The 11,710-nt window shown below is 68.7% G+C and carries 9 protein-coding genes; 3 read left to right on the top strand and 6 right to left on the bottom strand.

Features of this window, described 5'->3' with window-relative positions; genetic code table 11:
• Positions 1–683: DNA polymerase (locus SYNGFB01_RS03165; protein WP_235299889.1), on the top strand; the 683-nt coding region annotated here is incomplete at its 5' end.
• Positions 684–771: 88 nt separating this feature from the next.
• Positions 772–1,215 (top strand): hypothetical protein, encoded by a 444-nt coding sequence (locus SYNGFB01_RS03160; protein ID WP_235299888.1) that lies wholly within the window; start codon positions 772–774, stop codon positions 1,213–1,215.
• Between the two features lie 36 nt (positions 1,216–1,251).
• On the opposite strand, the gene SYNGFB01_RS03155 is transcribed toward SYNGFB01_RS03160, so the two are convergent.
• Positions 1,252–1,800 carry a hypothetical protein gene (locus tag SYNGFB01_RS03155; RefSeq protein ID WP_048016890.1) on the bottom strand — a complete coding sequence of 183 codons (549 nt, stop codon included), beginning with the start codon at positions 1,798–1,800 and terminating at the stop codon, positions 1,252–1,254.
• Entirely contained in the window at positions 1,797–2,702 is a 906-nt protein-coding gene (locus SYNGFB01_RS03150; RefSeq protein ID WP_048016889.1) for an archaeosortase/exosortase family protein, read from the bottom strand. Before SYNGFB01_RS03150 ends, SYNGFB01_RS03155 begins: the two co-directional genes overlap by 4 nt.
• Before the next feature lie 1,049 nt (positions 2,703–3,751).
• Here SYNGFB01_RS03150 and SYNGFB01_RS03140 point away from each other — a divergent pair.
• Positions 3,752–6,085 carry a polysaccharide biosynthesis tyrosine autokinase gene (locus SYNGFB01_RS03140; RefSeq protein ID WP_053068295.1) on the top strand — a complete coding sequence of 778 codons (2,334 nt, stop codon included), beginning with the start codon at positions 3,752–3,754 and terminating at the stop codon, positions 6,083–6,085.
• Between the two features lie 477 nt (positions 6,086–6,562).
• On the opposite strand, the gene SYNGFB01_RS03135 is transcribed toward SYNGFB01_RS03140, so the two are convergent.
• From SYNGFB01_RS03135 to SYNGFB01_RS16150, 4 genes are all read right to left on the bottom strand, one after another.
• Positions 6,563–7,810, bottom strand: a complete 1,248-nt coding sequence (locus SYNGFB01_RS03135; RefSeq protein ID WP_053068294.1) for a glycosyltransferase family 4 protein — start codon at positions 7,808–7,810, stop codon at positions 6,563–6,565.
• A complete protein-coding gene (locus tag SYNGFB01_RS03130; protein ID WP_048016887.1) occupies positions 7,795–8,847 on the bottom strand; it encodes an EpsG family protein in 1,053 nt (350 codons plus the stop codon). The genes SYNGFB01_RS03135 and SYNGFB01_RS03130 overlap by 16 nt, the downstream gene beginning before the upstream one ends.
• Positions 8,847–10,781 (bottom strand): asparagine synthase (glutamine-hydrolyzing), encoded by a 1,935-nt coding sequence (gene asnB / locus SYNGFB01_RS03125; protein ID WP_048016886.1) that lies wholly within the window; start codon positions 10,779–10,781, stop codon positions 8,847–8,849. Before asnB ends, SYNGFB01_RS03130 begins: the two co-directional genes overlap by 1 nt.
• 5 nt (positions 10,782–10,786) lie before the next feature.
• Entirely contained in the window at positions 10,787–11,299 is a 513-nt protein-coding gene (locus SYNGFB01_RS16150; protein WP_152669491.1) for a glycosyltransferase, read from the bottom strand.
• Between the last annotated feature and the right edge of the window lie 411 nt (positions 11,300–11,710).

The following is an 11,710-nucleotide window of genomic DNA, read 5'->3' as shown; positions in this document are numbered from 1 at the left end:
GCGGCGAGGCGGTGCTGATCGAGGCCTACCGCACCGGCGACGACGTGCACGCCCTCACCGCCCGGCTGCTGCTGGAGAAGGACACGGTGAGCCCGGAGGAGCGGCGCCTGGGCAAGACGATCAACTTCGGCGTGATCTACGGCATGGGCGTGCAGCGCTTCGCGCGGGAGACGGGCGTCGGCCAGGCCGAGGCGAAGGAGTTCCTGGGCCGCTACAAGCAGCGCTACCCGAAGGTGTTCGCCTTCCTGGAACTGCAGGAGCGGCTGGCGCTGAGCCGCGGCTACGTGGAGACGATCCTGGGGAGGCGGCGGCCGTTCGCCTTCGATCCGGGCGGCCTCGGCCGGCTGCTCGGCAAGGATCCGCTGGAGATCGACCTGGAGGTGGCGCGCCGCGGCGGGCTGGAGGCGCAGCAGCTGCGGGCGGCGGCCAATGCGCCGATCCAGGGCTCCTCGGCCGACATCATCAAGCTGGCGATGGTGCGGCTGCACCACGAGCTCGGCGCCAGCGGCCTGCCGGCGCGGCTGCTGCTGCAGGTGCACGACGAACTGGTGCTGGAGGCGGCCCCCGAGGCGCTCGAGCCGGTGACGGCCCTGGTGAAGCAGGCGATGGAGGGGGCGGTGCAGCTCGACGTGCCCCTGGTGGTGGAGACCGGCGCCGGGCCCAACTGGATGGCGGCGAAGTAAGCGGACACGACCAGCAACGACTCGGTAACCATGGCGACACAGAGGTCGCGTCACGCTGGAGCACGATCAAGCCAACGGACCCTCCTGCATGGGATCACCCNGCNTCTGCCATCAGCCCCNAGTCACAGCTCCGCNGGCGCACCCGGCAGCGGCCCCNGGCGGCGCCNAGCTGCTCTGCCCGGCCCATCCCGATCAGCCGCTGCTGGGCACGGGCCGCAAGTATTTCCTGCACCTGCTCTCCCCGGAGGAGCTGCAGCAGCGGGGCATGCCGGCGCGCCGCGCCAGGCTGGTGATCCAGGCCTATCCGGTGCTGGTGCTCAGCAACGAGTGGCTCGAGCAGCTCTACTGCGCCGCCTGCGGCCAGAGCCACTGGTGCCATGTCGTCCGGCACGACAAGGTGCACCACACCGTGCGCTGGGCGCCCCGCGATCTGTGGCAGCAGGTGGCCCATGTGGATCCCACCTCACCCAATCCGAGCGTGAGCGAGTTCACGCGCCGGGAGGCGCGCCTTCGGTGGGGGCTGCGCGGCTGAAGCCGATCCATTCGGGATGGGAGCCCGCGAGACGCTTCAGCTCTCGGCAGGTGCCTCCAGCCAAAGGCACGAATTGACGCGGTAGGGGCGCAGCCCGGCAAGCCAGACGAGCGGATTGGTCCCGGCCGAGGGCCCGGGCCCATGGAAACGCTGCCACTCCTCGGAGCTGCGCAGCTCCTGCTTCACCCGGAAGGATTCATCCAGGATCACGCAGCGACCTGACTGTGCGCGCTCAGAGCCTGAGCGAGCAATCTGGTCCACCGGAATCGCGCCGCTCCAACCGGAGCGGGTGCTCACCAGGAGCTCCAGGCGCAGATCCGTGGGGGCACCGGACCTTCCAGCGTCGGATGCCGCGATCGACCGGTAATCGGAAGCATCGAGCACAAGGAAACTTCGAGGCAGGCGCTTGGCCAGCGAGGCGGACGGTGGAGGCCCGCCAACGCGGCGGTAGGAGCGCCCCAGCCACTCCAGCCGATCGGGCAATCCACCTTGAAGCGAAAGACCCGCCGGTCGGAACCAGCTCTCCACCGACAGCAGAGCTGCCCAGCCGGTGAGCGCGGCGAGCACGGCGAGGCGCCGGTTCACGGGGCGATGCGCGATCGGGTGCGATGACGCCGCTGGGCTTCGAGAACCAGCAGATAGGTGCCGCAGACCCAGCCACTGGCCAGCAGCGAGAACAGCTGGGCCCCGGCTCCGAGGTGCCAGAAGTCGAAGCTGCGCCAGAACTCTGACGCCGGCACCGCTTGCTGCTGATCCGTGTAGGCGAGCAGAGCGATTCGGACGGAATTGATCAGGAACGCCGAGGCGAGCAGCGCCGCCACCACGGCTGCGCCAAGCCAGGGCAGGGCCCATCGGAAGCGCGCCGGCAGGGGAGCAGGCGGCAGCAGCACGACCAGCAACACGAGCGTGGCGATGCTGAGGCTCAGCGTCAGGTAACCGGTACAGAGCCCGTCCACCCACAGCACATGGTCGGGCAGCACGATGGTCTGACCCTCGGGGTAGGCCGGCATGCCGGTGAGCCACAGCAGGAAGGCACTGCTCTGGGCCGTGAGTTCGGAGAGCAGCTCCTTCGGCCAGAGCACGTTGAGCAGACCCTGCGCCGGCAGGAGCAGGGCGATCACGATCACCTCCCGAAGCCGCCGCCCTTTCCAGCTCAGTCCTGCCAGGAGAGCGAGACCCGCCAGAACCGCCAGCGGCAGGAACCACAGGAGCGGGTCGTAGAGCTGGGCGGCATGGGTCAGCACCAGCAGAGACCAGAGCAGCGCCACGATCCCCACGAGAAACTGAGGCATCGGCAGATCCCTCAACGAGCTCGCTGCGCCGGCCAGCTCGTATTCGACCAGCGGGAGTGAACCACCCAACCAGATGAAGCAGGCCATGATCACGAAGTCGGGAACATCGGCCCGGTGGGCCAGGGTGATCTGACTGGCAGCCAGACAGCCCAGCAGCGTGAGCCGCAGCGTCGAGTCGGGGGAGCGCTGCTTCAAGGACCGCCCTTCTCCGCATCAACCTCAGCATCAATCTCAACATCACCCTCAGCGCCGCCGTTGGGTGGGGCGTCGTCGTCCTGACGTTCGCGCTCGATCCGCTCCAGCACACGCAGCCGCAGCGCCGGCAGCGCGCCAGGCAGAGAAAGCCAGCCACGGCGTAGAAGAGGGCGTAGACGGCGAGGTGAGCCCGAGGCGAAGGATCTGACGGATCAGGCTGCCGCTCGCATCGGCTCGGCGGGACTGGTGCTCCGTCTGCAGATTGGCCTGGGCACGGATCAGCAGCCGGATGGCCAGATCCCGCTGGGCGGACAGGGGCAGCGCCGGGGCAAGGCTCTTGGTCTCGCGGTCGATCTCCGCGATCAGGCCGGGGTCCTGGCGCAGCACAGCACGGAGCGCCTGGNCGTCGGGGGCCTGTTCCACCGCCTGCCGCAGTGTGGCCAGGCCTTCCAGGCGGGTCTCCAGTTCAGCCTGCAGACGCCCGGCACCCAGCGACTCCACGCGGAAGCCNAGGGNCAGCAGGNCCAGCGACATGAGCAGGTACACGAGCGCCGCAAGGCGCAGCAGGGNCCTGACCACGCCGGCCAGATCCACTTCCCAGAGAGCCGGCAGGGCAGCGCCCGAGAAGCCGGCATGGAGCAGCACCAGCCCCACCACCGGCAGGGTGGAGCGCTCCAGAACCTCGCCGAGCAACGCCAGGGCTCGGCTGGGATCTTCGATCGGTGGCGGCAGCGCCGCGGCCAACACACTGATCAGGAACACCGCCAGAAGCACGTACGAGGTGAGGCGGGCGAGAGCTCGAAATTGGCGGGCGGAGAACTCCATTCAGGCAGCGACGGCCGCATTCCGGGAGCTGGAGCGGAGCGCCGGCAAGGGGNCAGAGATCCCTGGCGAGGGTGCGACTCGGAATCGCGCCCGGATATCTCCGGTTTTGCCCATCGAAATGGCACGCCGCAGCAATGCCCCATACAGTATCCAGACCTATCGAGCCTGACCCTTCAAGCCTGATGGCCACCAGCAGCGGAGCCACATCAGGCAGGGGAAAGGCCATGCCACCGGCGGACATCCCCGCCCTGCAGGGTGTCTACATGGTGCCCCAGGGTTCGGGATCTCAGGCTGGTGAGAACGCCCAGGAAGACGACCAGGGCCTACAGCTCCAGGCCCTGCTGGGGATCCTGAAACGGCGGCGGCGCACCGCCGTGGCGGCCTTCGTGGCTGTGTTCCTGATCAGTGCCGCTGTCACGGTGACCCGGCGGATCGTGTCACCGGTGTTCGAGGGCTCCTTCAGCCTGCTGATCTCCGACCCGGTGAACGAGGGCGATGGGGGCGGCAATGCCGAAGGCGGCACGATTTCCTCGGTGGCTCGCAACATCAGCCGGATCGATGTGCCCACGCTGATCCGGGTGCTGCAGAGCCCCGCGGTGCTGGAGCCGGTCTATGCGGAACTGCGCCGTGAGCACCCCGACCGCAATCCCCCTTCGGTGAACATCTCGCTGGTGAGTGCGGGTGGCTCGCCGGGGAACCAGATCCTGGCCGGTGGCGTGCTGGCCGTGAGCTCCAGGGGCGGCGATCCCGATCTGGTGCGCCAGACGCTTGAGCTCACCGAGAAGGCCTATCTCGACTGGGCCCTGAGCCAGCGTCGCGAGAAGCTCAGCGAAGGAGTGCGATTTCTCGACAAGCAGGCCCCCGTGCTGCGGGCCAAGAGCACCGAACTGCAGAGCGAACTCGAGCAGTTCCGGCTGAAGCACAACGTGCTGATGCCCGCCGAGGACGCCCAGGCGGTGCGGGGCCAGGTGGAGACCCTGCGCACCCAGCTGCTCCAGCAGCAGAGCGAACGGGATCGGCTGCTGCGGCTTCGCCGGGATGTGGCGGCCGGCCGGCTGACTGCCCGTGGATTCAGCAGCCGCTCCGGCAGTGGCTCCGCCACCAGCGAAGACGGTCTGTCGCTGTCGGTGGCCAGCCAGTCGAACCTCGATGCCCTGGCGCGCCTGGACGGCCAGATCGCCGAGGCCCAGGCCACCTACCGGGCCGACTCACCGATGCTCCAGGAGCTGATCGCCTCGCGCGCCCGCCTGCTGCCCGAGCTGCAGCGCCGGGAGCTGCAGGCGGTGGATGCGGCCCTGACCCAGCTCGACAGTTCGATCTCCGGCACCAAGAGCCAGATCGACCGTCTGGAAGGTCGATTCAGCGATCAGCCTGCCCTGCTGCGCCGCTACGAGGATCTGCGGGGACGACTGGAGATCGCCGACGGCAATCTGGCCAACTATCTGCGCACCCGCGAGCAGTTTCAGCTCGAGATCGCTCAGAACAACGTGCCCTGGAAGGTGATCAGCCNTGCGGCGGTCACCTCCGTGCCGGTGGAGCCACCGCTGGGCCGCGGCCTGCTCCAGGCGCTGCTGTTCGGTCTCCTGGCCGGAGGAGCGGCAGCCCTGCTGCACGACCGGCTCGACCATGTGTTCCACACTGCCGGTGCCGTTCGCGACGAGCTGAAGATCCCCCTGCTGGGTCACATCCCCTACATCAGCTTCTTCGAGGGAGTGCGGCGCGACCGTCGCTTCCTGCTCGATGAGCTCGACAGAGGCGGCGGCGGCATGGCCAGCTACCAGCGCTTCTCCTACCAGGAGGCGTTCCGCAATCTCTACACCAGCCTTCGCTTCCTGAGCAGTGACCGGCAGGTGCGGTCGGTGGTGCTGAGCAGCTCGGTACCGGGGGAGGGGAAGAGCCTGGCGATCGTGCTGCTGGCCAAGACCCTGAGCGAACTGGGCCAGCGGGTGCTGCTGGTGGATGCCGACCTGCGCAAGCCGCAGCTGCATCACCGCCTCGGGCTGAACAACCTCGAGGGCCTGTCCAACCTGCTCACCCAGGAGGATCGCTCCTGGCGCGAGGTGGTGCAGACGCTGCCCGACCACCCCAACTGGGATGTGATCACGGCCGGGCAGCGGCCGCCCGATCCGCCCCGNCTGCTCAGCTCACACCGGCTGGCCGAACTGGTGCGCGACATCGCCGACAACGGTGGTTACGATCTGGTGCTCTACGACACCCCGCCGGCCCTGGGACTGGCCGACTCTGCCCTGCTGGCCGAACATCTCGACGGCATCATGCTGCTGGTGAGTCTCAACAAGGTGGATCGGCGTCTTCCGGCAGAAGCCCTGCAGCGCATCCAGGCCGCGGGTGCGCCGGTGCTCGGGGTGGTCACCAACAGCCTCTCCCTGCGTCAGGACAGCCAGGAGCTCCCCTACCGCGGCGAGCGCTACGGATACGACCACAATCCCTACAACCCCGCCCTGGCCTACGCCTACTACCAACTCGGCACCGCTGACCGTCCAGCCCGCAACAACCCTCGGCAATGGTTCGGCAGCCTGCGGCGCTGGCTCAGGCTCTGACCATGGCCACAACACCAACAGAGTCAGCCAGAATTCCCCGTGGTACAGGNCGCCTGGCTGCGGCCCTGCTGCAGATCACCAGCGGTTTTGGCCTGGTGTTTCTGTCTGCCGCGGACGCCAAAGCGCTGGGCTATGTGATCCAAGGAAGCGTGACAGGCCAATTTGACTACACGGCGCCCAACACCTTAAGCAGCTTTAACGTTACCTACAACAGCACAAACTTCACGAACAACAATTCATTCTACTCGGTAAACAATCAAAGCGAATTCCGTATCTGGCAAGGCGCCCTAACCATTTCTTTCACAACAACTCCTGCCCTGAGCTCAACAGCGTATCCAACTGGACCGATCACCTATTCAGGCAACTACTGCCCCAACCAGCCCGGAAACAGCAACCAGAATCAATCGAATAACAACACGCCGTGTAAGGATACCCCAATAACAATCAGCGGCACGATCAGACCCGTTCCATCCCCCTTCAGCCTCCTGGCCCTGGGACCGCTGGGTGCCCTGCTGGCGGCACGACGGCGCTACGTGACCCGGCCGGCCGGGGGCCGGCCATCGCCAGAAGTCGCTCGTACTCCTGCAAAGTGCGGGCGTTCACCTGTGTGACCTGAAATTCAGCCACCACCTTGCGGCGGGCCTCCCGCCCGAAGGCCCCGGCAAGATCAGGTTTGCGAAGCAACAGCTGAATCGCCAGCCGCAGGGCCTGAGNATCCCGCAGCGGCACCAGCAGACCGGAACGGCCGTGATCAACCACATCACGGCAGCCGGGCACATCGGTGGTGATGATCGGCCGCTCCATCGCTGCGGCCTCGATCAGGGCCCGTGACAATCCCTCCCTCCAGGAAGGCAGCACCACCAGATCGCCGCCGGCATACACCGTTCGCATGTCGTTGCTGTGGCCGAGGCAGCGCACCCTGGGGTCGGCCCGCAGGNCATCCATGTCGTCCGGGCTGAGGGAGCTGCGGTTGCCGGCATCGAGCTCACCGGCGAGCAGCAGCTGGAACCGCTCGCCCCGGTCCCACAGCTGCCGGCAGGCGATCAGCAGTTCTCCCAGACCCTTCTCACGAATCAGCCGTGAGGGGAACAGCACGCGGGGCAGGGCGTGGTAGCAGCCGGCGGCTGGCGACTGGGGCTGGAAATGCTCCACATCCACACCCGAGCTGCGGATCAGCTGCACCCGCTCGCGCGCAGCAATGCCGAGCAGGATCAGCTGCTCCTGATCGTCAGCGTTCTGGAACACCACCGTGGAGCGCCGGGCGCTGAACACGGCCCGGTAGAGCGGTTGGAGGGCACTCTGCAGCAGCCGGCTGCGCTTGCGGGTGCCCAGAAACACGGGGCCCAGACCGGTGACGGCGTTGATCACCCGAGGCACTCCGGCCAATTTGGCGGCGATGGTGCCGTAGAGGCAGGCCTTGATCGTGAAGTGATGCACCAGTTCGGGCCGTTGCTGGTGGTAGAGGCGCAGCAGGGCCAGCAGAGCCCGGCCTTCCTTCAGCGGGTTCACCGACCGCCGCGCCAGCCGCCAGGGGTGCACCGGGAAGCCCTCGGCCTCCAGTTGGGCACTGAAGCTGTCGATCGGGGCAACCACGCCAACCTGATAGCCGGCCGCGCGCAGGTCCCGCAGCAGTGGCAGACGGAAATTCACCAGATACCAGCTGGTGTTGGCCACCAGCAGCACCCGGCGCCCCGTGGCGGGGCTCACGGTCACAGCGGCAGCCACAGGTTGCGGTAGGGCACCCAGAGAAAGCTGTGGGCGGCAAACAGCAGCCACACCGTGAGCACGGCCAACGACAGCCCGGTCACCAGCTGGGTCCAGCTGGTCGGTGACAGCCCCATCAGGCGGGTATCCGGCAGGCGGGCGCCCACGAACAGCTGCAGAGGGATCAGATAGAGCGCCAGTCGGTCGACGGCGGTGGAACTGGCGATCGTGGCCAGGGCCAGACCGGCCAGCAGCGCCAGGACGGCCATCAGGGTCCAGATCTGCCGGGTGGGCCGTGTCAGGCGAAAACGGGGCCGGTTGGCCAGCAGCACCAGGGCAGGCACGAGACAGAGCAGCACCCGGATCAGCGCCCCCTGCGACTGGTACTGGGCCTCCAGATAGCCCTGCCGGTAGTAGTCGAGATCAGGCTCGATCAGGGCGAGATAGAGGCCGTAGGAGGCCGCGGCGACCAGTGCCAGGCGGATCCAGCGGCCGAACCGCATCCCCGCCGAGAGGGTGGCGGCCGGCAGCAGCAGCATCACCAGCACGGTGCGATGGAAGGTGGCGGCCAGCGCGATCCAGCCCAGGTAGCGCAGCAGCCGATCGCGCTCCAGGGCGAGCAGGGCGATCATCTCCAGCCCGATCGCCACGGCCTGGCGGCTGTAGCCCATCGCCACCACCACCACCAGATAGGGGAAGGCCACGATGAGAGCCAGCCAGGGCCTTGGCTGGGCCCGACAGAAGCGCAGCAGCCCGATCGAGAAGATCAGACCGCAGACCGTGTTCACCAGGAACACGCCACCGCCGAGGTTGGCGCCGATCCAGTTGAGCAGCGCGTAAGCGGGTTCGACCTGCCGCAACACCTCTGGCAGCGACAGATCCTTCACCGCCTCCAGAGCCGGGAGATAGGCCAACCAGTCGCCGCCCACCCGGTCGCGCAGACCGATGAACACGGTGAGGAAGGCAGCCAGCAGCGCGGCACTGCTCTGGGTGATCCGGCGGCGTCGGCCCAGCCCGGCCAGGGCGAGGGCCCCCNAGGAGAGGAAGTAGGGGATCATCAGGGGCGCTGGTGAACCTCGAGCCAGGCCTGCCACATCAGCACACTCCAGAGGCGGGCGCTGTGATCGGCGCGGCCATCGATGTGCTGGCGCCAGGCGCACTGGATCGGCTCCGGCCGCAGATGACCCTGGCGGCGCATCCGCACCGGATCCAGCAGATCCTCCGCCCAGCTGCGCAGGGCGCCGCGCAGCCACGGGCCCAGCGGCAGGGCGAAGCCGGCCTTGGGCCGCTCGAACAGGGCGGGGGGCAGATGGGCGGCCAGCAGGCGGCGCAGGGCCAGCTTGCCTCCCAGGGGTCCGATGAGCAGCGGGGCCGGCAGACGCCAGGCAAGCTGCGCCACCCGATGATCCAGAAACGGCAGCCGGGTTTCGAGACCCACGGCCATGGCGGCCCGATCGAGCTTCACCAACGGGTCACTGGGCAGGTACGTGAGCGTATCGGCGAGCATGAGCCGCTGGCTGGCGGTGGGAGCGGCGGGCAGGTGAGCGGGTTGGCTGAGAATCGGCGAACCGCGCTGCAGCAGCAATTCCGGCTGCGGCCACAGGGAGGTGAGGCTCTGCTGAATCGCCTCCAGCGAACCGGCCACGCGCACAGCGGCGGCCAGCTTCTGCAGCTTGTCGCGGGCCAGTCCGCCGCGGCTCACCGGCAGCCGCTCCAGGCCCGCGGCCAGGGCCCGCAGCAGCGGCGGCGGCAGCCGGCCGAGACGGCGATGCAGCAGCGGGGCGAAGCGGTGGCGGTTGTAGCCACCGAAGAGTTCATCGCCGCCGTCGCCGGAGAGCGCCACCTGCAGGCCGGCGCGGCGGGCTTCCCTGCACACCAGATGGGTGGGGATCTGGGAGGAATCGGCGAAGGGTTCGGCGTAGATCCGCGGCAACTCGGGGATCAGGCGCAGCGCGTCCGCGGCGCTGAGCAGCACCTCGGTGTGCTCGGTGCCGAGCCGCTCGGCGATGGCGCGTGCATGGGGCGCCTCGTTGAAGCCGCTCTCAGCGAAGCCGATGGTGAAGCTGCGCACTCGCCGGCCGGCCTCGGCCTGCAGCAGCGCCGTGACCAGCGACGAGTCGATGCCTCCGGAGAGGAAAGCGCCGAGCGGCACATCGGCGTGGCGCTGGTCGCGCACCGCGGTGGCCAGGCTGTGATGCAGCGCCTCGAGGGCTTCGGCTTCCGAGCTGAGCGGCTCGGCCATGGCAGCCGCGGCCACCGCCTGCAGATCCCACCAACAGCGCCAGGCCGGCAACTCGGCCGGGGCACAGCCTTGGCGATCGCAGCCGATGCTGAGCAGATGGCCGGGCGGCAACTGGTGGATGCCACCGTGGATCGTGAGCGGGGCCGGGATCGCCCCCTGGCCCAGCAGCGCGGCGATCGCGTCGGGCCGGATCGGAGCCGCGAAACCGGGCATGGCCCGCAGGGCGGCAAGGTCGGAACCGAACACCAGCGGGGCTCGAGGCCCTGGATGGGCTTGTCCCACGTAGAGGGGCTTCTCCCCGAAGCGGTCGCGCGCCAGGTGCAGCACGCGCTCGCGGCGGTCCCACAGGGCCAGGGCGAACATGCCCGCGCAGCGCTCCAGGGCCTGCGGCAGGCCCCAGCCCTGCAGGGCCGCCAGCAGGGTCTCGGTGTCGGAACGGCCGCGCCAGGGAGCAGCCTGGCCCGTGCCGCACTCCAGCTCGCGGCGCAGGGCCACATGGTTGTAGATCTCGCCATTGAAGATCAGCACGTAGCGGCCGCAGGTCGAGCGCATCGGCTGATGACCGGCGGGCGAGAGATCGAGGATCGCCAGGCGCCGGTGGCCGAGCGCCAGGCCGGCGTCCGGATCGCACCACACCCCGGCGTCGTCGGGGCCTCGATGGGCAATGGCCGCCGCCATCGGAGCCACTGCGGCCTCCAGCTCGTGGGCCGGAGCCGGGTGGGGAAGCCAGAGGCCGGTGATGCCGCACATCCCGCTCAGCCTCCCGCACGCTGGAGCGATGCCAGCCATGCTCCAGACCCCGGGGGATGAAGCCGCGGCGCGCAGGAGCCGATCAAGGCGGTGGTCTCCGGCACGGAATGAGGTTGGCGAGGCTTCAACCGGAATCCTGNCCGGGCTGGGGCCTGGCGTGGAGGGTATCCAGGCTGTGGCGCACCGGGNCGCCTCGCCCTGCGATCAGATCCGCCCGTGCCCGCCACCTCCCGGATCACCCCCTCCAGCACCGGCAACGCACTGCGCAGCGAGTAATGCTCCTCCACCCAGCTGCGCCCGGCGGCGCCAAGCCGCGCCCGCAGTGCAGGATCGCCGGCCAGCAGGCGGAAGGCCGCCAGCCATTCAGCTGACGAGCCGGCCAACATGCCGCAGCCAGGGTGCACGGCATCGATGTTGGCGCCCACTGGAGAGGCCACCACGGGCACGGCGCAAGCCAGGCACTGGATCAGCTTGTAGGCACACTTGCCGCGGGCCCACTCCGAATCGGGCAGCGGCATCACACCCACATCGAACTGCTGGAYGAGGGCCGGCTCCTGCTCCAAGCTCCAGGCTGCTCGATCACCTCCACGCCGGGGATGGCCGGAGCGGGCCCGCCCACCACCAGCAGCCGCACAGGACCTTCGCGGGCCAGCTGCTGCAGAGGCTCCACCAGCAGCTGCAGGTAGGGCGCGGTGGAGGGGCTGCCGATCCAGCCCACGGTGAAAGGATCGCCGTGGGTGTGGGTTGGCGACATGGTCGCTGGCCGAAGCAGGTCTGTGTCGACGACCGAGGGCAGCAGGGTGACGTTGGAATTGAAGCGCTCGGCGTAGGCAGCCAGGTGCTGGTTGCCGGCGGTGATGGCCGAGGATCCGATCATCAAGTGGTCGATCTTGGATCCCAGCAGGGGGCGCAGCAGGCCGAGGCTGCCC

Origin of the sequence: Synechococcus sp. GFB01, from assembly GCF_001039265.1 — a bacterium.
Classification (GTDB): Bacteria; Cyanobacteriota; Cyanobacteriia; order PCC-6307; family Cyanobiaceae; genus NIES-981.
The sequence above is the reverse complement of the archived record's forward strand: the minus strand, read 5'-3'. Positions and strand labels throughout refer to the sequence as shown.

Bases quoted from the DNA above. Each gene is read 5' to 3' on its own strand.
- asnB (WP_048016886.1), bottom strand. From the start codon at position 10,781: ATGTGCGGCATCACCGGCCTCTGGCTTCCCCACCCGGCTCCGGCCCAC.